The organism is Pseudoalteromonas sp. MMG024, assembly GCF_021654175.1.
GTDB lineage: Bacteria > Pseudomonadota > Gammaproteobacteria > Enterobacterales > Alteromonadaceae > Pseudoalteromonas.
In genome coordinates, this window is the sequence record NZ_JAKFZO010000003.1 from 80,930 (window position 1) to 104,114 (window position 23,185).

Consider the following 23,185-nt stretch of genomic DNA (forward strand, 5'->3'; position numbering starts at 1 on the left):
TTGCTAGCGCCTAGCGTGATATCGCGTTGTCATTTATCTGAAAACTAGCTTTGTTACTTTACAGTTATATTGCCAAATTAGCGGTAACTTATGCCGAGTGTACGACTAAAAAATGGCGTGCGCCTCCACTATGAAGACTACGGCGACCCAACACATCCCGCAGTTATTCTCATTATGGGTTTAGGTGCACAAATGACGGTTTGGCCAGACCCATTCTATTACGGATTAGCACAAAAAGGGCTACGGGTGATCCGATTTGATAATCGCGATGTGGGGCTTTCAAGTCATTTTGATCAATGTGGCAACCCTAATCTGCTAAAGATTTGGCTAACAAAGCCCTTTAATAAAGGAGCTTTAGCCCCCTATACGCTTGATGATATGGCATGTGATGTGGTTGGGCTGATGAAAGCACTTAAAATTAAAAAAGCCCATGTAATTGGCGCATCCATGGGCGGCATGATTGGGCAAATTGTTGCAGCTAAGCATAAAAAGAAAGTGCTCAGCCTAACCTCTATTATGTCTTCGTCTTACAATATTCCCCTTTCTAAACAAGGCTTAAAGGTATTGTTTACACTCACTAAACATCAACCCAAAAGCGTATGTAAAGATGCATTTATAAACTACACGGTAAAGTTAAATCAGCTGATCGGCAGTCCTAATTTCCCGCAAAATGAGCAAGCGCTGTATCAACAAGCCAAACAGAATGTAGAACGTAGCCTTAACCCCAATGGCATAAAACGGCAACTTGCAGCGATTGCGGCAAGCCAAAATCGAAAACACTTATTAGCTGCGATTAAAGTGCCTACACTTGTTATTCACGGTGAGCACGACCCGGTTATTCCTATTAAAGCGGGCTATCAAACGGCGCAAGCAATTAAACGTTCAAAATTGAAATCCATCAATGGCATGGGGCATGATTTTCCCCCTGAATTAATGACCAAATTAACCAAGTGGATATATAAACACGTGCAAAAGGCGCAAAAGCGCCATTTAAAAAAGCAAATGGCAAAGCAACATTTAGCCAACATTCAGAATTAGTGGTTGCCAATACCATTGAAAACGATAGAGTGAGTAACTACAAATCAAGCAACGTAAATAACTACGCATAAAACGTATCATGCATATAAAGCAGCCTATAAGAATTATTTTTGCACTACTTGCTATTTTGTTCAGTGTGCAACTCGTAAATGCCATTAGCCAAGGCGCGGTATCGGGTTTAGGTATCTACCCCAGAACACTAAACGGGTTAGCAGGAATTATCTTTGCGCCGTGGATCCATCACAGCTGGCAACATTTATTATCAAACGCGGCTCCGCTCGCAGTGCTTGCGTTTATTACATTACAACAAGGATTAAAGCGCTTTTTATTAGTGTACTTATTTATTGCAATTGTTGCTGGTAGCGCAGTATGGGTATTTGCCTTTGACGGGTATCACGCCGGTGCAAGTACCATGGTATTTGGCCTTATTGCGTATATTCTAAGCAATGCCATATTTAGCCGAAATATTTTTAATCTGATCCTCGCCATTATAATCTGTTTTTTATACGCCGGTGTAATTTATTCTCTTACGCAATTTATTCCTGGTGTGAGTTGGAGCAGTCATTTCTTTGGTTTTATTGCCGGACTTATTGCGGGAAAAGTTTTTAATAGCACCTCGCAAAAACACTCTTAAAACTTTGTTTTTTAATGAAAATTTAATTATTAAAAAATAGATTGCAGCGCGCTTTGTTTTGCATAATAATTGCGCGCTTTTACCACCTTTCAGGTAAATTCCAATTCGCATGTTTTTAAGCCTAAAAACACTGCTGAAAGCACTAAAAGCGTCACCCAAGGCGTGAAAATGCAGCAACTAATACTTGATTGCTGCTTCTCCACCGGACTGTGCCAAAATTAACTCGTAACGCGAATTGGTCAATTATGCTCACATCTAGTTTGGAGAATGAAATGAGTGATTTATTGGGTATTAGTTTGCTTATTCTGTTCGGCGCGTTGTTCGCTATGTCGGAGATAGCTATTGCTGCCGCCCGTAAAATTAAGTTACGTGTTATGGCTGACGAAGGCAGTAAAAATGCTAATGCAGTGCTTAAGTTGCAAGAACAGCCCGGCGGATTTTTTGCGATGATCCAAATCGCGTTAAACGCGATTGCCATTCTTGGCGGGATAATTGGCGAGCAAGCCTTAACACCCTATACATCAGAGCTTGTTAGTCTAGTGTATACCGGTGATTTAGGGGGACAAATTAGCTTTTTACTGTCGTTTTTGATTATTACATCGCTGTTTATTTTGTTTGCTGATCTATTGCCTAAACGCATTGCCATGATTATGCCTGAAACGGTTGCGTTACGAGTGGTTAACCTAATGAATTGGTTAACGCTTGCACTAACACCTTTTGTGATTTTATTTAATGGCATTAGCAATATTGTGCTGCGGATTTTTAAGCTACCGACGCAGCGAGAAGAAATCGTTACGACTGAAGACATTGTGGCGGTAATGGAAGCTGGTGCACAAGATGGTTCATTGCAACAGCAAGAGTATCGTTTAATTGGCAATGTGTTTGAATTAGAAGCACGCACTTTGCCAACGGTTATGACGACGCGCGAATCAATTGTATTTTTTGATATTAACGAAGATAGCGAGCGTATTTGCAGCAAGATATTAGCTCATCCGCACAATCAATTTTTAGTATGTGATGGTCAGTTAGATAAGCTTGTTGGCACAATTGAATCTAAAGTAATCCTTAAACAAATTCTTGAAACGGGTAAAGCACACCTTAATCCCGATATTTTAACTAAAGAGGTTGTTTACTTACCCGAAACCTTAACGCTATCAGAGGCACTAAATGCGTTTAAATCGGCATCGACACAATTTGCTGTAGTGGTAAATGAATACGCGCTAATTGTTGGTGTTGTCACCATTAAGGATTTAATGAGTTGTTTTATGGGGGATTTAGTGCAATTTGATGGTGAAGAGCAAATTGTTAAACGCGACGCGAATTCGTGGCTTGTTGATGGTGCAACGCCCATAGTTGATTTAATCAAGTTGCTTGAAATTGATGAATTCCCTGATGAAAGTCAGTACGAAACAACTGCTGGGTTTATTATTTACATGATGAAGCGCATTCCAAAGCGCGCAGATTTTGTTACTCATGCAGGTTATAAATTTGAAGCGGTAGATATCGATGGCATTCGAGTCGATCAGCTGCTGATCACTCGTCTGCTCGATGAAACATTAATTGACCCTAAACCACAGCATCCAACTGATGCGAATACGTAATTAATACGGATAACAATTGGATATTATTAGTTATTTATCAATAAGCCTATTTCAATGGACAAAAATTGGCGCTGCAATTTGTTGCGGCTTTATTATTGGCTTAGAACGTCAACTACGCGGCAAGCCTGTGGGGATTCGAACATCAGCCCTTATTGTGCTTGGTACTTACATGTTTATTGCCGCGTCAAACTCACTGAATAATGATGTCACTGATACATCGCGTATCATCGGACAAGTTGTCACTGGCGTTGGCTTTTTAGGTGCCGGTGTTATGCTTGCCAAAGACGGTATTGTTGTTGGAGTTACCTCAGCTGCAACTATTTGGGTACTCGCCGCAATAGGCGTTGCGATTGATATTTCGGGCGAACTAGGTGCAATTAAATTGAGTATTTTAGTGGTCGTTATTTTATACGGTGTAGACGTGCTAGAAGACTATTTTACCTCACTTACTCGCGGCGTTCATGCACGCTTTAATGGTTGGAAAAAACGCAATAAGTAGCGCATCAAGCGCTACTTACTCGCTAAAACGCAAACATCTGTACTTTTAGCAACGTGACGAATTACGTTTAAAACAATCAATCTACCTTCGTAAAACACCTAGGGTCTGTTGACCTTTCAAGTTCGTTTTTGCAGCAGTTTGATTGGGTTTTATACAAGGCAGAGGCTGCGTGGCATAGTTATTCTATGTGAGCCAGCCGATAACACAGTAGAAAAGCCAATCAAGCGCTGCCGAACGGTTCTTTTGAGCGCACTTTTCTCATTGTTGCTCGATATTCGCTTAAATTACTAGGCCACACATCGAGCGCCGCGATAAAAGCACGCTCAAACAGAACAAAAATAGAACAGCAAAGATCAACAGACCCTAGTATTCCCCTACTTGCTAGATAGCATTCAACTAATCAATAAATTAGGGATTAAAAATATCCATATAGAAATTAAGGTTTCTGTATTTAATTATTTACATTTTTGCTATAGCTAAAGTCGACACATCATTATGTACACGCCTGCCCTGCTCCCCCTAAGCTTACTGGCTTTGGTTTTAAGTATCTAAAGAACTTAGAGAAATTTTTTCTGTTATAGAGTGTAATATTTTTCTAATCATTTTTTACGACAAACATTTTCATTACGTTTCAACTTAACGTAAAATCTCGGAAAAAATTTCTTTATATTTTACTCTGTTAGCCAGTTGGAGCCCCCTATGAAACTAAACGCTGTCAGAACCCTTGTATGTGCAGCCCTTGCTACGTCAGGTTTTTCGGCCTATTCACAATGCCACAGCCCGATTTATGGTATTGCCAGTGATGCAGGCCAAGGTGTTATTCATAAGCTAGATGAATACACAGGTCAAAGCCTGTCAAACTCAATCGCACTTTATGATTCTGCCGCAATCGCACTCGATAAAACGTCACAGCGTTTATATTATGTTTCAGTTCCACAAAATAATGGCCACAGTTATCTTGCATATTATGATATTAACTCGGGTTCACATCATCAGGTTGGTAAAACTAAATTCACTTACCGCTTGGTAAGCGATCCGAGCCAAAATTTACTGTGGGCCGCACACGACGATACCTTATTTACCATAGATCCAACGACAGGCTATGTCGCAATTTATGGAGAGCTTACAGGCTTTCGCAATGAACAAGATAAAAACTGGGGTGATTTAACCTTTATTGGCGACAACTTATATTTGGTCAGTAAAAACAGTTTGTATCGCGTTGATACAACAGCGTTAACCGTTGAGATTGTTAACCAGCATAACCTAGCATTAGCGACAGGGGCCGCTAAAAACCAGGTAGGCGAACTAATTTTTTCACGTCAGGATAATTTAGGTGGCTCTGAATTTTTCGCTTACGACATGGGTAAATCATCACTCAGCTATTTATCAACCAGTGCTCACCGTTTTACCGATTTAGCATCGGCTAACTGTGGCAGCGATGGTTCAGACCATTCTGGTGGTGAAGACAGCTACTATAAAATCAGTGCAATTTACAGCCTAGATAAAAGCCCTGAAGAAGGTGATGAAGCGCACATCCGCGTGAAATTCAACAAAATCCTCGATGATGACAAAGATTTAAACTTAAAATTAAGCAGCGGTACCGCACAAAAAGGGCAAGATTTTAATACCACAGCGTTTATTTCATTTAACCGTGGCGAAAGCTATCCGTATTTAGTGGATTTAGCGAGCCCACAAAATATCTCAGTACCGCCAGGTGGTCGTCATATCGATATTTTGCTTGATTTAAATGATGACGGCAAAGATGAAGATACAGAATACTTCACACTCGAAGCATGGCACAGAGATACACTGTCGGATCGCCTAACACTTAATCAAGATATTCTCGACCCATCAAGTAACCAAGGTGATCTTCGCGTCAACGCTGTTTATTCACGTCATACTGATGACCTTGTTGAAGAAGGCCGTACCATTAAATTCCGTTTGAAGTTCAATAAAGATTTAGTACTACCAACGTTACTAAACCTTGAGCTTGATGCACTTTCGGCAACGATGGGCGATGACTTTTCAGCCAACGCAAATATTTCATTCGACCGTGGTGAAACCTTTGTACAAAACGTTGACTTATCTTCGCGCAAAGAAATTTTGGTACCACCAGGTGGTCGCTATGTTGATATCCAATTTGAATCTTATGAAGATGATATTGACGAAGGTTTTGAGGCATTAAAGCTTAATGCATGGCACCGTGCTGACCAATCTGATCATGAATTTGAAATTATCCGCATTCATGACGAAGACGCAGATCTTGATTTAGTAAAAGACGCGGTGCATTCGGTTTTTGCGCTCGATAGTAATGTAGAAGAAGGTGAATTTGTAACCTTTAGAGTTCAGTTTAATCAACCACTTAATGATGATGCAAAACTGCGTTTGCGTTTAAATGATGGCGCAGCAACCGCGCAACGAGATTACAATCCAAATGCAGAAATCTCGCTTGATGGCGGCATTACGTGGCCAATGGAATACGATTTATCATCAAAACAACGCCCTCTTATTCCTGAAGGCACTGAATATGTGGATGTTCGCGTACATACTTTGCGCGACGATGAAGTAGAAAACAGCGAAGATTTCAATCTAGCTGCCTACTTAATTAGCGGTGGCACGGATACACAAACAACAACAGTTACCATTTCAGATCGCACCGAAAATAGCGATGACTTCCCTGAAGTAAGTAGCATTACGGCAACGCCATTTAAAGTATCTGAAGGTAACTCAGCACTATTCAATGTGTGCCTAGACGGTACCACTACACAAACACAAGACTATTATTTAGAAGTAAACCCTGACACTGCAGTGCTTGCCGACATTGACCCAGTTGCATATATCAGCTTCGATCAAGGTATCACATTTAATACACAAATTGATCTATCCAATACTGCCACGGTTGCAGTACCACAAGGATTGCGTTGTTTTGATGTAAAAGTGACAACTGCTAACGACACTCTTGACGAACAACAAGAACAGCTAGTGCTTGCAGCTTGGGGTAAAGACGACGGTATCGACCGTAAAGCTGAAAGTTTAATCATTGAAAATCAAAACACGACCCCAGCTCCTGAAGTAGCAGATGTAATCGTAGAAACTAAAAAAGTAAAAGAAGGTAAGGAACATACATTTACCGTATTCTTAACTGACGTTACAAATGCAGTAACACCTTTTTCACTTTCATTAGAAGATGTAACCGCTGTAAAAGAACGAGATTATTCATCTGAAATTGAATATAGCAGCGATAATGGCGCAAACTGGATTAAAGCCAACTTAAACACTACCTCAGAAGTGACAATGCCTGAAGGCATAAATCATTTTCTAGTGAAAATTGTTACGTTAACAGATGAAGAAGCGGAAGATACGGAAAGCTACAAATTACAGGTTGCAAATGTTAGTGCTGAAGCAGAAATTTTAGACGACCCAAATTCTATACCGGCACGCTTAATCGAAAACGCACCGCGAGAGTATGAAGTTTCTGAAGGCAACTACGCAGTATTTGAGTTAAGTTTAGATAAACAAGTAGTCACGACACAAAACGTGTTTGTAGAACTAAAGTCAGACGATGCAAAAGCAAATGACGATTTTGATCCTCAAGCCGAGTTCTCATTTGACGATGGCGCTTTCTGGCAGACAATCGACCTTAGCGCAGCAAATTCATTCTTGCTTGAGAAAGATACGCAAGAATTCCTTGTTCGCGTATCGATTATTAAAGATCAACACGCAGACGAAGAAATTGAAACCCTGCAATTACATGCATGGACTCAGCAAGAGCAACTCGATTTAATTGAAGCGCCAGTATTACTTATTGATGCGACACCTAAAAATGCGGTAATTGATTTTATCAGCACTGACAAAAACCCAATGATGGAAGGTGAAGAAGTCACTTTCAATGTTGTGTTTGACCGTAAGTTAGAGAAATCGCAATCACTCAGCTTCAATGTGATTGGTTTAAATGATACCACCAATGACGACTTCTTAAATTCAGGATACGTTTCACTTGATAACGGCGTTACCTGGCAAGAAATGTCGCTGGTTGAAAATAAATCGGTTAACGTACCAGCTGAAATTCAAAATGTATTAATTAAAGTAACGTCTTTAGTTGATGATAGCGTTGAAGAAAATGAAGCTTATGAGCTATCGGCATGGTTTGAAGAAACCAGCAAACACGCAAAAGCAGTATCAGTAACAGACGGCACAGCACCAAAACCACAAGTGATGTCGGTTATAGCAATGCCAGATCCTGTGTCAGAAGGCGCTACAACCACATTTGAGGTTACGTTAGATAGCAAAGTAGAACGCGAAATTAGCTTCCCGTTCCAGTTAGTTGACGGTAATGCGCTTGCACAAGAAGACTACGACACAACCGTAGAGGTCAGCTTTGACTTAGGCCAGAGCTGGCAAACCGTTTTACTTGCTTCAACACAAGATATTACGTTACCTGAAAACACAGATACTGTACTTGTTAAAGTAGCAACACTTACGAATGACGAATTTGAGCAATCTGAAAGCTTTGCGTTAGTGGTAGATAACGTGGTTGGCAATGTATTTATTAATGACGATGACAATGCCGAGCCAATCGCAAACCCAGATACCCTTGAAATCAACGAAGATGAGCTCGCTGAATCAATTGCGGTTATCGCAAACGACGAAGATCCAAACTTCGATCCGCTGGCTATTTTAGGTACGCCTACATCATTACACGGCGTAGTGACTGTAAACGATGACAACAGTATCAACTATCAACCAAACGCTGATTACAATGGTAAAGATATTATCATTTATAGCATTAGCGACGGTCGAGGTGGCGTAGCGACAAGCCAAGTTACCGTTGAAATTGCGGCTGTAAATGATGAACCGCGTCAAACAGAGCGCACGCTTACAACAAAAGAAGATGTTGAGATTACCAATATTAACTTGCTAGAAGGCGTAACTGATCCAGAAGGTGAAGCACTTTCAATTATTGGCAACCCAGTTGCAACAAACGGCCAGTTAATTGATGCCGGTAACGGACAGTTCACTTACAAACCAAATGAAAATTACTTTGGTGACGATGAAATTCTTTTCGTGGTAAGTGATGGTGAAACCGAATTAAACGCAAAGATTGCCGTTACAGTGACACCAGTTAATGATCTACCTACCGCAGAGACTGCTTCGCTAACGGTTGCAGAAGACAGCGAAAACGAGATTGTTGATACCAGCCCTTATACCGATGATGTAGATGGTGATACTTTAACGGTAACGAATGCCACAGCTAACCACGGTGAAGTAAGCGTTAACCCAGATGGCACATTAAGCTATTCACCAAAAGAAAATTATGCTGGTAGCGATCAGATTAGCTACACGGTAGTCGATGGTAATGGTGGTTCGGTAGTAGGTATTATCAATGTACTGGTAACTGGTGAAACGGATGCACCAAACGCAAATAACGATGAAGCACAAACCGATGAAGACCAGAAAATCGATGTCATTGATGTGCTAGCAAACGATAGTGATCCTGACAACGATACATTAACAGTAACTCAAGCTGAGTCTGACCACGGTGTTGTTACTATCAACGCTAATGGCACGCTAAGTTACCAGCCAAACGACAACTTCTTCGGTAAAGATACAATTCGCTACACCATTAACGATGGTGAATTAAGCGACAGTGCAGTAGTTATTGTTACGGTAAATGCGGTAAACGACGACCCAACCACAACTGAAAAAATCATTGAAGTTGATGAAGACTCTAAAAATAATGTCGTTGATTTAACTCAACATATTTCAGATGTTGATGAAGATCCTGCAAAAGCAGTATCGGCTACCGCGTTAAACGGTAGCGTAGAGGTAAAATCAGACGGTAGCTTGCGTTATACACCAAACCTAAATTACTACGGTGACGATACCATCACTTACCAAGTTGAAGATGGTAAAGGTGGCACAGCAGAAGGTCTTGTAAAAGTAACCGTAAAAGCACTTGATGATGCGCCAATTACACGTAGTGATTACCTTTCAATCAATGAAGATGAATCAATTACTGGCTTTGATGCACTGAAAAATGATGAAGACCCAGACGGTCACTCAATTTCATTGGTATCGGCAACAACTGCAAAAGGCAAAGTGACGGTTAACGGTAATCTTATAAATTACAAACCAGATGCTGATTTTAATGGTGAAGTCGGCATTGAGTACACCATCACTGATGGCGAAAATCAATCGACTGGCTACATTACAATTGACGTAATGCCTGTTAACGATGCGCCTACCATGCAACCAGCATCAGTTGCCGTTGATGAAAACTCAAAAAATAACGCGATTAATATTCTCGATAAAATTGAAGATAAAGATGGCGACAACGCTAAACCGGTTTCAGTATCAACTGATGACGGTATCGTTTCAGTAGATGGCAATGGCATTATTTACTTTACGCCAACCAAAGACTTTGTTGGCACTGCGAAAATTGATGTCACAGTGTCAGATGGTAACGGTGGTTCAGTAACCGGCTCGATTACTGTGGTTGTAAACTCGGTAAATCAACCGCCTGTGGCTGTAGATGATGGCATTCAAGCATTCCAAGACACGCCACTTTACAATGTTGATGTACTTTGGAACGACTCAGATCTTAACGGTGATGATTTAATGCTGATTTCTGCGGTTGCTAATCACGGTACCGTGGTAATTGATAGCAACCAAAACCTGACCTACACACCAGATGTTGGCTTCCATGGTCAAGATTGGATTACATACACCATCAAAGATCCTGAAGGTTTAACTGACAGTGCTTTAGTAGATGTACGTGTTAAACAAAACAACGCACCATCAGCAAATAACGATGTTGCAACAATTGATCAAGATACGTCGCTAACACGCTTCAATGTACTTGCAAACGATAGCGACCAAGACTCCGATACCCTTAGCGTTACAAACGCTGTAGCAAACGTTGGCGTAGCACAAGTAAACAGTGATAACACCGTTACCTTTACTCCCCCTACAAACTGGGTTGGTAAAGCACGTATTACTTACACCGTGAGCGATGGTAAAACCAACGGTACAGCACAAGCGGTACTTGAAGTGACTGTACTTTCAACTAACCAAGCACCCATTGCGAACCCAGATTCAGCATCGGTAACGCAAGGTGAGCGCTTATCGTCAATTAATGTACTTGGTAACGACAACGACCCTGATGGCGATACCCTAACCGTAACAAATGTTAGTGCCAGCCACGGTATTGCAACAATTAACAGTAACGGTACAGTACGTTATCAAGCACCTGAAAATTACGAAGGTCTAGTGGTCGTTACATACGGTATTAGTGATGGCAAAAGTGGCACCGCTTCAAGCCAGGTAAATATCAATGTAACTAAAGCATTAGCCCAATGTATTACAGAATCTGGCAATGGTTTAACTTTTGCACCAGGTACCCGTATTGCATTTGCCCACAAACGTAGTGCCGATTATCAACAAGCGTATAAAGTGCTTTCTAATGGCAGCGCTATAACGTCGTGGATTCAGCCAAGCAACACCAGTAACTGGGTAGAACAGGCAACATTAACCGGTGGTAACACCTTCTCTATTTCTTACCAATTTAAAGAAAATAACCGTACTTGGAAGTATGGTAGCTGTAAGACTATTTTAGGTAGCAATAACACAGGTTACATAAACTGTGACGATACCGGTGGTGATGGCGACTATAATGATACGCAGCTTCGCTTCCGTATCACCAATGCAAGAGGTGTGTGTAAATAGCACTCGTTACGTCAGACTATCAAAGGCCTGCAATTGCAGGCCTTTTTATTGCCGAAAGCTATTCCATCTTGGGTTAATAGTTTGTAAACTCTAACACATCTGACCAGTTAAACAGGCAATACCTATGCAAACACGCATTACCGAACTTTTTGGCATTGAACACCCTATCGTATTACCCGGCATGAGCTGGATTTCAACACCAGAGTTAGTCGCGGCCGTTTGTAATGCAGGCGGTTTAGGTATTTTGGCGTCAGGTCCACTTAGCCAACAACAAACCCGAGATGCAATTGCAACAATCCGCTCGCTTACCGATAAGCCATTTGGCATTGGCATTACGTTAATGATGCCTGGCGCGAAACAAAACGCCAAAATCGCACTCGAGCTACAGGTACCTGTGATTAACTTTTCACTTGGTAAAGGTGATTGGCTTGTTGAAGGCGCTAAGCAATATGGCGGTAAAGTAATCGCCACAGTGGTGACAGAAAAACACGCCCTTGCCGCACAAAAATCAGGGGTCGACGCACTACTAGTGACCGGACATGAAGCAGCCGCTCATGGCGGCGAAGTTACATCGCTATGTTTAGTACCCAATATCGTCGATATTGTGGATATTCCTGTAATCGCCGCAGGTGGTTTTGCCGACAGTCGAGGTTTAGTGGCAGCTCTCGCCCTTGGCGCAGACGCTGTCGCAATGGGCTCTCGTTTTGCAACCAGCCTTGAGAGCCCAGTGCACCAAAATGTTAAGAATGCGGTGATAGAAAAACGCGTCGCAGATACTATTTATTCCAAGAATTTTGATGGTCTTTATGCGCGCGTAATGAAAACACCGGCAGCACAAAAAGCTACTAAAAAGCCAATGAATTTTTTAATCGCCACCATTAAGTCATTTAAAGCAGCAAAAATGGTCGATATGCCGGTGTGGAAACTGCTTGTCGGCTTAATAGCACAGTTTGATAAAATAAAAATGTTGTCATTATTTGGTGCCGCTACCGAAAAACTTGAAGCTGCAACCATCGATGGCGATTTAGACAACGGTGTGCAATTTATAGGTCAATCGCAAGGGGTTATTCACGAGGTTAAGTCGGTAGAGCAAATCATCAACGATGTTGTATCAGGCGCCGAAACGCGTATTCAAACACTTGCTAATAAACAAATTTAGTGTGTTAACCCCAGTTAATTAGTCAATAAAAAGCCCCGATATTTCGGGGCTTTTTATTATCTAAAACAGACTTTATTGGGTGCGATATTTTTCAAACCACGCCATTATATTACCAACTTTCTGGATCAAGTTACTTGGTCTTGCCGCAATACCATGACTTGCTTTAGGAATACGCACCATTGCCGAATCCACTTTACGCAGTTGTAATGCTTGATAATATTGCTCAGTTTCACTCATCGGCGTACGCACATCTTCTTCGCCAGTTAATAACATAGTTGGTGTGGTAACATTGCCCACCAGCGAAAGTGGCGAACGAGCCCATAAATGCTCAACATGATCCCATGGCATGCCTGGCATCCAGTATTTTGTAAAATACGAGTAACCGTCAGCGGTCAGAGCAAAGCTCAACCAGTTAATGACAGGCTTTGCCACCACAGCGGCCTTAAAGCGGTCAGTTTTACCCACAATCCAAGCAGTTAAAACACCACCACCAGAGCCACCCGTTACAAACAAGTTATTGCTATCAACATACGGTTTCGCAACCATGCCATCAACAACATCCATTAAATCGTTGTAATCTTGCGAAGGGTAATTGTGGTGGATAAGATTCGCGAAATCTTCACCATAAGACGTACTGCCGCGCGGATTCGCCCACACGACAACATAGCCTTTTGCAGCCATTAACTGCACTTCGGTACTAAAATTTGGACCATAAGCAGTATGTGGACCACCGTGAATTTCTAAAATCAACGGATACTTTTTATTTTTATCAAAATTAGGTGGCAGTGCATACCAAGCTTGAATATCACGACCATCAACCGTTGATTTAACCGTGATCTCCCCCATTTCCGCAGTTGTTTTATGGCCGAGTAAATCTTCATTTAATGAGGTAACTTTACGCGTTTTTCCCTTTTTAACCATCGCAAGATCGGCAGGTCGACTGGCATTGGCTAATGTCACAACCAGTTCATTCGTATCTACTACCGCAAATTCACCCGAGGTATACGGACGCCCTAAAGACTGGCCACCCAGTTTGGTTATTTTTTCTGTGATTTTTCCTTTCAGGTTTACGTAGCCTACGTATTTTTGGCCATAATCGTCATAGCTAAAGTAAAGACCACGGCCTTTTGTATCCCACTTAGGGTTGCCTATTGGTCTATCGAGTTTCGCAGTTAAATTTTTAACATCAGTACCGTCATTGTTCATGATAAAAATGTCGTTGTTTTGGCTCGATAGCTTTTTATCATCAAAACGCAAATACGCAATCTTTTTACCATTTGGCGACATCACTGGCGCAGCATCAGGGCCTTCGCGTTTGGTCACATTAGTGGTTTCGCCCGTAGCAACATTAATTTGATAAATGTCTGACTCACGTGGTCTATCTTGCCAATCAGGGTGGCGGTCGCCGCTGATAAATATCTGCTCACCATCTTGGCTCCACGCAATATTGCCGCCATGGTGAAAATCGCCTGTAGTGATTTGACGAGGCGTGCCGCCCTCTGCTGGTACAACATAAATATGGCGATAGCCATAGGGTAAAAACCCACGTCCGTCGCTACGATAACTCATCTGATCAATATACTTTGCAGTACCAGCCCAATTAGCCCCTTTTGGTTTCTTTGGCATTTCGCTAAAAATAACTTTCGCTTCTTGTGGTTTAAACATAGAAAACGCGATCCATTGACCATTTGGTGACCAACTTATACTACTTACGCCATGTTCCACATTCGTTACGCGAGCCGTGTCGCCACTTTGCAACCAACGCACATAAAGCTGATTATCGCCCTCTTCATTTGAAATATACGCCAGCTTTTTTCCGTCCGATGAAAAACGTGCCATGCGATACTGTGCCTTACCTGAAAGCAACGGCGTATGGGCATTGCTGCTGAGATTATACTGCCACAAGTTGATGCGTGTACTGTCACTCATAATGTCCATGCTGCGACGCTCATAAACAATACTGTCACCACTTGGGCTAACTTGAGGTGAAGCTGCATATTCAATGTTAAACACATCTTCATATTGCCAAGTTGCATTGTCACTGGCAATTGCTGGGCCTACGCTTAAACTAACTAATCCTGCTAACAGCGTAGTTTTTATTATTTTACTCATAAAAAAGGGTCCATTTTTATTGGTTGCTTAGGCAATGTAGCAACTCAATTCATTTTTGCAACATGCCTAAGATAGACTGCATATTGACGGGTTTAAACGCGCTTTATAATTTAACATCATGTTATTAAAGTAGATTTATGCTATGCTTAATAGCGATAACTAAAGCAGAAAAGGAGTGCTCAATATCGACAGAGACGTAAAACTCGCTCAAGATGAAAGCTTATCAATTAAGTTAAGCTATTTATTACTTCCCAAAGAAACACAGCGCCTCGATCTGTATTTTTCTTTGCCCGTAGAAATGGGCATCAACACCAGTACCTTAAACGAAGAAGACTATTTTCACGCCCATGTGAAAAGCCACAGTGCCTATTATTCTGAGCAATTACATTTACCTTTAGTACGTAGCCGCTTTATCAGTCAGTCAAAAGGTGAAAAATCTGATTACCGATTGAATTTAAACCTTTACTCTTACCAAATTCGCTTGGCGCTTGAGGCAGATATTAAACATACACAAAAAATAAAAGATGCCGAGGTGTTTTATCCCGCAGCCACTGAATTGGTTGAACAAGCAGGCGTGTTATTGAAGAAATTGCGCCGCTACACACCGCCCGACAAAAAGCTAAAGTCATATTTCGACAACGCCGATAACTACTTAAGTTGGCACTGTGAACAAATGTTTTTAAAGCTGTTGTCAAAAGGTCCAAAAAGCAGTGAGTTTGCAAAAGCGCGTGAGGCATTACGTGATTTTTGTCGCAGTGAAAGCGCCTACCGTGAAGAGCGTGAGTACAATTCTAAACAAACCCTAGAGGATCCCAATCGCATCACCAACAAAATGCGCTTACTGCAAAGGCTAATCGAATATGGTGTGGTGTTTAGTAAAGAAACCAAAAACCTTAACTTAAACTTGCAGCGTTTAGTCCGTGGCACCGTCACAGCGGTTATGATGGCGTTTGTGATGTTTTTAGTTCTTAATGCGCGTTCAAACTTCCAAGAAGTTACATTAGCGCTGATTGCCATGTTGGGGGTTATTTATGGTCTACGTGAAACATTTAAAGAAGATTTAACCCGCGTAATTTGGCGTAAAATAAGGCAAGGGCGCCCCAAATGGCGTCATATATTTAAAAGCAGTGCGGATGACAAAACCATTCATACTCAAACTGTATGGCTTGAACATATTCGTCGAAAAGCACTACCCGATGATGTCGAGAATTTATTTAAAAAAAGACGTCAGCAAAACAAGCAAGCGGCACATTTAATTCATTACCGCTGTGATAGTAAAGTGATTGCTAAAGCGTTTTTACCAGGTTATGAAGAAATTCAGCAGCAAGTGTTTTTTAACTTAACCCCGTTTGTCAGATACTTAAAAAAAGGCGCTGGCAAACTCTACAGTTTGGATGGCAGCAAAGTATCGGGTCAATCGGTAGAAAGGCGTTATCAGATAAACTTAGTGGTTACCTACTCGGCAAATGGTACAAAAACAGCTAAACGCTACAAGATTACCTTAAATCGTTCTGCGATTGTCAGCATTGAAGCAATGCCTGATTAGGACGCGCTGATAACTAAACCTAATCGTTTGTGTTAGTTAAAGGCATATTCGTAACTTAACACCAGTTGCCGGCCTTTTCCTGGCACCGCGCCATTCCAAACTCGCGGATCAAAAATGCTATAGTCTTTATCAAATAGGTTTTCACCTGTTAGTGACAATGTATGCTGTTCAAAACTACGCGCTAACTTTATGTTTACTAGCGTGTAACTCGGTTGATAATAGCGAAATTCATCACTGCGCTCAGCTTCAATTTTGTCACGCCACAAGGCGTTGATATGAAAATCGATAAAGTCGGTTGGATAACTCAACTGTAAATTAGCAAAACGCTTAAAGCTTTGATTTATTGGGTCGTCAAATAACTGCGTGTAGTTAGCGGTTATTTGTAGCTTGTGATAGAGCTTTTTAGCGGATAATTCCACCCCAGACATATTCTCATTAACACTATTTTCAAAGGTAAAAAAACTGGTTCCGGCAGTTGGTACTAGATTAATAAAGTCTCTTAATTGATTGTTAAATAGCACAGCTTCAAGTGATGCGCTTTTGCCATTATAAAGCCACGCTAGCTCGGTTGTTTTAACGTATTCAGACGTTAAGTTAGGATTGCCTTTGGTAACACTGTCGCTTGAGTAAAGCTCATTATTAACCGGGGTTCTGAATGACTCGCCGTATTGAAGCTTAATAGTTTGATTATCAAATGCATGCCAAATCGCTGAAAAACGCGGTGATAATTTACTATCTAGATCTCTTATGTCATCGTATCGCGCACCAATAAAAAACAACCAGCTTGGATTTAACTGCCACTTTAATTGGCTATATGCGCCATAAAAATCATGCGAAGCACGTAGCGCTGCAAATTCAGGAATGTTCTCAATCCGTTGTAATCCGCCTAAATAAAACGCATCGTTTGGAATGATTAACTGACTATCAAAATCATAAAAGTTGGTCGTAACACCCGCTTGATATTGACTGGCATGGCGGTATTCGAAACCAGAGTTTAATTGCTTATCGCTTGATAGCTTGTAATTATGGGTAAACTTTAACTTACTCCACTGCGTTCGCCAGTTTGGCCCAGTGAGAAAATCATTACTTACAATACCCGCTGCCGTTGGTAACACCATGCCAGAAGAATCGATTTGAAAATTAGCGTAGCTTGCCAACACGTCAATTTCATGATGATCATTTTGCCATAATTGATGCTGCAAACTAATGCTGGCAGACTGACTGGTATGTACATTTTGTTTACTAAAACCACCGAGGTTTATAAACTCATCCAGTTGATTTTCAATAAAATGAAAACGCAATTCACTATTTTGGTAGTCCAAATGGGCGTTCACAAATACATGCTTTAAAGGGTCGTTAACCGTTAATTGCTCCCCTACGTGGTATGATTGCCCATCACTATGTTGTAACGAGACATTCGCACTGAAACTCATTTGCTCCTGTGTATTTGCATAACTGCCACTGAGCGCTTTATAACCGTGGTCGCCAATCGCAATTTCAAACCTTTTATGTGCTTTTTTAGTAATAAAATTAACTACACCTAAAAACGCATTGCTGCCGTAAAGGGCCGAACCAGGACCTCGAATGATTTCAACTTTTTCAAGCACAGATGCGGCAATATAGGGAGTATAAACCGTGGCTTTACCAAACGATGTTTCGTTTAAACGCACGCCATCAAGTAAAATTAACAAATAGCCATTGTCTAACCTTACCCCTCTAGCATGCTCTTTTGGCACAGCACCTACCCAATCGCCGCGCGCCATTTGCATACCCGGTACGTAGTTCAATACGTCAAACGCATTGTTTACACCTAAGGCTGTGAGCTGCTTTTCATCAAACACCGTAATGGTAGAGGGAACCGTTTCTTTTGTTTCCAGCGTATTACTGGCAATGGTGACTTCAATTTCACTCAGCTGATGCAAATCGAGCGCGAAGAGATCGGAATTTGTTGCACTAAAAGCATGTTCAGACACACTTAGCATAAGCGCAAACGGCAGCAGTGTTACACAACGAAAAGGCAATATTGGCATTATTATTAGTGTATGATACTTAAAAAATGTATATTTTAAGAATAGTAAAAAGTGCCGCAACAGCAAGTGGTTAAAGAAAAATATGAACGATACAATCAGTAAAAACCTGCCTAATATGTCCTTGTTTCAAGCTGTGGTATGCCATGTAATGACACAAACTCAAACGGCATTTCCCAACAAAATAGACATTTCATGCTCCACGTTAGCGCACATGTTAATTAATCAAGGTGGATTTCATTGCGATTCGCCGCTTGATTTAGCAATTGAAATTAGTGCCGCTATTGATTGGCTGGAAAAAGCCGGACTAATTTGGTTTGGAGGTCATGAACTTAATGATTATTTTGACGTAACCTTATCCAAACATGCATTAGCAAAATTACTGTCTGACATAAATGGCAGCAAATTAGCATCGCAACTTGCGAAAGCCACCACTGGCGAACAACAACTTGCTGTAGTAAAGCAACTCATTGCTTAACACTTAAATAAGGGTAACGTACCTAAATTAAAAATTAGTTACCCTGTTTACCCATCTCAAAAAACTTCCTGCTAATCTTTTTTATTATACCAATTCTGTTAAATATGAGCTCAGGGATAGCGCTGAATAAATGAAATGATAACAAGGCGGAATTTTTCTTATGTATTTGTTCTACATTGATAAATTCTAACGCAGTGAGCATGATGCTTCGTCCGCTACGATGATCAGCTATTTAAGTGAATTGGTATTGTTGCCTTAACACCCTATGCATCCACATAAACTACATTAACCAAACAGCCTCTTTTTGAGAGCCATTTCTTAAATTAACGCCAGCTAAAACTTGCCCCGCATTTCTCGGAACACCAATTTACTTACAGTAGAAATAGTTTTAATTGTAATAATATGACAACAAAACAAATTATTTTTAAATAATTTTAATGACAAAATTAAAATAACAAATTCAGTAGCTTACTATTTTATATCATTGCAAAAACATACATAAACACAAACGTAAACGCGCCCTTAGATTTGAAATATTAGTTAGAGTTCATTAAAATTTATTTTTATTGAACGATCAATTAATAAAAATATGCCTAAAGTTGGATACGAACCCATACGTCGTCAACAGCTGATTGACGCCACATTAAACTCAGTTGCCGAGCTCGGATTAAAAGCAACAACGATTAATACCATTAGCAAACATGCTGGATTGTCCTCGGGCATTATCAGTCACTACTTTGGTAGTAAGAATGGGTTAATTGAAGCGACCGTGCGTTACTTACTAACCAGTTTAAAATCCAGCTTAATCTCAAAAATCGACGAAAACATAAGTCAGCAACAACGTCTTATGTTAATCGTTGAAGCAAATTTCTCAGTTGTACAAAAGCAGGCGCATGTCACCAAAACGTGGCTGAGTTTTTGGGCAGAATCAATGCATGACGAACAATTACACCGCTTGCAAGCGGTCAACGCAAAACGTCTGTACAGCAATTTACTTTATTCGTTCAAAACGTTATTGCCTTATGAACAAGCATTACAAGCTGCAACCCTTAGCGCAGCGATGATCGACGGCCTTTGGTTACGTGCCGTATTAACCAAAGCAAACGAAGCCGAATTTAGCAATGCAGAATTGCTTGCTAAAAACTACGTTAACTCCCTTATTCCCGTGTGTCAGGATTAATTATGTCTCTTCCTAAATTGCTCAACTTTATTCATGGCGAACTGCTTGAAAACAAATCAGGTCAGTCGTTTGATGTAATCAATCCCGCTACAAACGAGGTTATTTACCAAACTGAAATCGCAGACGACTTTATAAAAGAGCAAGCCATTGAAAGTGCCAAACAGGGCTTTGCAACTTGGTCAGCAATGAGCGCTGTTGAACGTAGTCGAATTTTATTAAAAGCGGTTGCCCTATTGCGTGAGCGCAACGACGATTTGGCAAAAATTGAAGTACTGGATACAGGTAAGCCAATTCAAGAAGCCGACTGTGTGGATATTGAAACAGGTGCCGATGTTATTGAATATTTTGCAGGCCTTGCACCAACACAACTAGGTTCACAGCAAACGGTTGGTAATGACTTTTTCTATACACGAAAAGAGCCATTAGGCATTTGCGCTGGTATTGGTGCGTGGAACTATCCACTGCAAATTGCCTGTTGGAAATCGGGCCCGGCACTTGCGGCAGGTAACGTTTTAATTTTCAAACCATCTGAAGAAACACCTCGCGGCGCGGTTGAACTTGCCAAAATATTTATTGAAGCAGGCATGCCAGCAGGTGTATTCAACGTGGTACACGGCGCAGGCGATGTTGGTCAATGGTTAACAACACACTCAGATATTGAAAAAGTCTCGTTCACTGGTGAAGTGGGCACAGGCCAAAAAGTGATGCAAAGTGCGGCCAGCAACTTAAAAGAAGTGACCATGGAACTGGGTGGTAAGTCGCCGTTAATCGTGTTCGATGATGCCGAAATCACCGAAGCGGTAAGCGCTGCAATGCTTGGTAACTTCTATACCCAAGGTGAAGTGTGTACCAACTGCACTCGTGTTTATGTTCAAAGAAATGTTTACGATGAGTTTATCGAAGAGTTAAAAAACCGCACCGAAAATAACATTGTAATGGGCGATCCACTCGATCCAAATGTTAATTTAGGCGCGCTAATTTCGAAAAAGCACTTAGCCTTGGTTTTAAACTATATCGAGCTTGGTAAACAGCAAGGTGCCACGGTTTTAACTGGGGGTTATCAGGCAACGCCAGAATCTGCACCTAACGGTAACTTCGTTGCGCCAACTATTTTTGTTGATTGCAATGACGACATGACCATAGTCAAAGAAGAAATTTTTGGCCCAGTGATGTGTGTATTACCGTTTGACGATGAAGATGACGTGATTAAACGCGCGAATAATACAGAACTTGGTTTAGCCGCGGGTGTCTTTAGTCAAAACATCAAACGTGCTCACCGCGTGATTCATCAATTAAATGCCGGTATTTGTTGGATAAACAGCTACGGTAATTCGCCTGCAGAAATGCCCGTTGGCGGATACAAGCGCTCAGGTATCGGCCGCGAAAACGGTGTTGAAACACTGAACAGTTACACCCAAACCAAATCAATTTATGTTGGCATGAGCCAAATTGAAAGCCCATTTTAGTGAGTAATTTTATGCAGTACGATTATATTATTGTCGGCGCAGGCTCAGCTGGGTGTGTGCTCGCCAACCGTTTATCTGAAAATCCCGAACATTCGGTACTTTTACTGGAAACCGGTGGTTCGGATAAAAGTATTTTTATTCAAATGCCAACGGCGTTATCAATTCCAATGAATGGCGATAAATACGCATGGCAATTTCATACTGAAAAAGAGCCTTACCTTAATAATCGCAGTATGCACTGCCCGCGCGGCAAGGTATTGGGTGGCTCTTCGTCAATTAATGGCATGGTGTACGTACGTGGTCATGCAAAAGACTTTGACGAATGGGCCGTACACGGCGCAGAAAACTGGGATTACCAAGCGTGCTTACCTTACTTCAAAAAAGCCGAAAGCTGGTATTTAGGTGAAGATAATTATCGCGGCGGCAATGGTGAACTTGGCGTTAATAACGGTAATGAGATGGCTAACCCTTTGTACCGCGCGTTTATCGAAGCGGGTAAACAAGCAGGTTATGACCATACTCACGACTACAACGGTGAAAACCAAGAAGGTTTTGGCCCAATGCATATGACCGTTAAAAACGGCATTCGCTGCTCGGCAAGTCGCGCTTATTTAGATCCAATAAAGCACCGCAAGAATTTAACCATAGTAACCAATGCACTGGTAACTAAAGTACGTTTGGAAGGCAAAAAAGCAACGGGTGTGAACTACACCATTAAAGGGAAAGCGCATCGCGCCATTGCTAATAAAGAGGTTATTTTAAGCGCCGGTCCGATTGGCTCACCCCATATTTTGCAATTATCGGGCATTGGACCACGCGACGTGCTTGAACAAGCCGGCGTAAAAGTGCAGCACGAGTTACCAGGTGTCGGTCAAAACTTACAAGATCATCTAGAGTTTTATTTTCAGTACAAATGTAAAAAGCCAATTACGTTAAATGGCAAGTTAGGGCTGATTTCAAAAGGTTTAATTGGCGCACAATGGTTGTTTGCAAAATCAGGTCTTGGAGTTACTAACCACTTTGAATCCTGCGCTTTTATTCGTTCAAAAGCGGGCGTTGAATGGCCAGATATTCAATATCACTTTTTACCTGCGGCGATTCGTTACGATGGTAAATCGGCATTTGATGGCCATGGTTTTCAGGTACATGTGGGCCACAATAAACCGAAAAGTCGTGGTGCGGTGACGATTCAATCGTCTGATCCGAGTATTGCGCCAAAGATTCAGTTTAATTACTTACAGCACCCCGACGATATTGAAGGGTTCCGCGCTTGCGTGCGTTTAACTCGCGAAATTATCGCACAGCCTGCATTTGATGATTACCGCGACGGTGAAATTCAACCTGGCGAACAAATTCAAACTGATGAAGAAATTGATGCCTTTGTGCGTGATGCCGTTGAAAGTGCTTATCATCCAAGTTGCTCATGCAAAATGGGGGAAGACGATATGGCGGTAGTAAATTCAAATACGCAAGTGCGCGGAATAAGCAATTTACGCGTAGTGGACTCTTCTATTTTCCCAACCATACCGAACGGCAATTTAAATGCGCCAACCATTATGGTTGCAGAAAAAGCGGCTGACATCATTTTGGCAAAGCCAGCGCTTAACTCAACTGCTGTGCCTGTTGGCATTAAGCCAGATTGGCAGCAGCAACAGCGCTAAAAATTGGTAATAACGATGAAAGCATCACAACTTTCATCGTTATTTTCAACAAATAGCAA

Annotated in this window: 13 protein-coding genes; 11 read left to right on the forward strand and 2 right to left on the reverse strand. The window is 41.4% G+C overall.

All coding sequences use genetic code 11. The features are described from left to right. The first annotated feature begins 90 nt into the window (after positions 1-90). The 6 genes from L1068_RS03700 to L1068_RS03725 all read left to right on the forward strand — a co-directional run bounded on the left by L1068_RS03700 (position 91) and on the right by L1068_RS03725 (position 12,656). Entirely contained in the window at positions 91-1,038 is a 948-nt protein-coding gene (locus tag L1068_RS03700; RefSeq protein WP_237129143.1) for an alpha/beta hydrolase, read from the forward strand. Between the two features lie 79 nt (positions 1,039-1,117). Further along, entirely contained in the window at positions 1,118-1,672 is a 555-nt protein-coding gene (locus L1068_RS03705; RefSeq protein ID WP_237129144.1) for a rhomboid family intramembrane serine protease, read from the forward strand. Between the two features lie 272 nt (positions 1,673-1,944). Beyond that, positions 1,945-3,273 (forward strand): hemolysin family protein, encoded by a 1,329-nt coding sequence (locus L1068_RS03710; protein WP_237129145.1) that lies wholly within the window; start codon positions 1,945-1,947, stop codon positions 3,271-3,273. A gap of 16 nt (positions 3,274-3,289) precedes the next feature. Beyond that, entirely contained in the window at positions 3,290-3,772 is a 483-nt protein-coding gene (locus L1068_RS03715) for an MgtC/SapB family protein (RefSeq protein ID WP_237129146.1), read from the forward strand. A gap of 699 nt (positions 3,773-4,471) precedes the next feature. After that, positions 4,472-11,497 carry an Ig-like domain-containing protein gene (locus L1068_RS03720; RefSeq protein ID WP_237129147.1) on the forward strand — a complete coding sequence of 2,342 codons (7,026 nt, stop codon included), beginning with the start codon at positions 4,472-4,474 and terminating at the stop codon, positions 11,495-11,497. 124 nt (positions 11,498-11,621) lie between these two features. Beyond that, positions 11,622-12,656: a nitronate monooxygenase gene (locus tag L1068_RS03725; RefSeq protein ID WP_237129148.1), complete on the forward strand. Its 1,035-nt coding sequence runs from the start codon at positions 11,622-11,624 to the stop codon at positions 12,654-12,656. A 72-nt stretch (positions 12,657-12,728) separates the two neighbouring features. Here L1068_RS03725 and L1068_RS03730 read toward each other — a convergent pair whose 3' ends face one another. After that, positions 12,729-14,768, reverse strand: coding sequence for a S9 family peptidase (locus tag L1068_RS03730; RefSeq protein WP_237129149.1), 2,040 nt, complete (start codon positions 14,766-14,768; stop codon positions 12,729-12,731). 175 nt (positions 14,769-14,943) lie between these two features. Between L1068_RS03730 and L1068_RS03735 the strand changes: the two genes are divergently transcribed. Continuing rightward, positions 14,944-16,314: a hypothetical protein gene (locus tag L1068_RS03735; RefSeq protein ID WP_237129150.1), complete on the forward strand. Its 1,371-nt coding sequence runs from the start codon at positions 14,944-14,946 to the stop codon at positions 16,312-16,314. A 32-nt stretch (positions 16,315-16,346) separates the two neighbouring features. Here the strand turns inward: L1068_RS03735 and L1068_RS03740 are convergent, their stop codons facing one another. Continuing rightward, a complete protein-coding gene (locus tag L1068_RS03740; RefSeq protein ID WP_237129151.1) occupies positions 16,347-18,287 on the reverse strand; it encodes a TonB-dependent receptor in 1,941 nt (646 codons plus the stop codon). Positions 18,288-18,426: 139 nt separating this feature from the next. Between L1068_RS03740 and L1068_RS03745 the strand changes: the two genes are divergently transcribed. From L1068_RS03745 to betA, 4 genes are all read left to right on the forward strand, one after another. Next, the gene (locus tag L1068_RS03745) at positions 18,427-18,819 is read left to right on the forward strand and encodes a hypothetical protein (RefSeq protein WP_237129152.1); all 393 of its coding nucleotides are present in this window, start codon (positions 18,427-18,429) and stop codon (positions 18,817-18,819) included. A gap of 589 nt (positions 18,820-19,408) precedes the next feature. Then, positions 19,409-19,999, forward strand: coding sequence for a transcriptional regulator BetI (gene betI / locus L1068_RS03750; RefSeq protein ID WP_237129153.1), 591 nt, complete (start codon positions 19,409-19,411; stop codon positions 19,997-19,999). A 2-nt stretch (positions 20,000-20,001) separates the two neighbouring features. Next, positions 20,002-21,465, forward strand: coding sequence for a betaine-aldehyde dehydrogenase (gene betB, locus L1068_RS03755; protein ID WP_237129154.1), 1,464 nt, complete (start codon positions 20,002-20,004; stop codon positions 21,463-21,465). Between the two features lie 11 nt (positions 21,466-21,476). Further along, positions 21,477-23,126, forward strand: a complete 1,650-nt coding sequence (betA, locus tag L1068_RS03760; RefSeq protein WP_237129155.1) for a choline dehydrogenase — start codon at positions 21,477-21,479, stop codon at positions 23,124-23,126. The last annotated feature ends 59 nt before the right edge of the window (positions 23,127-23,185 follow it).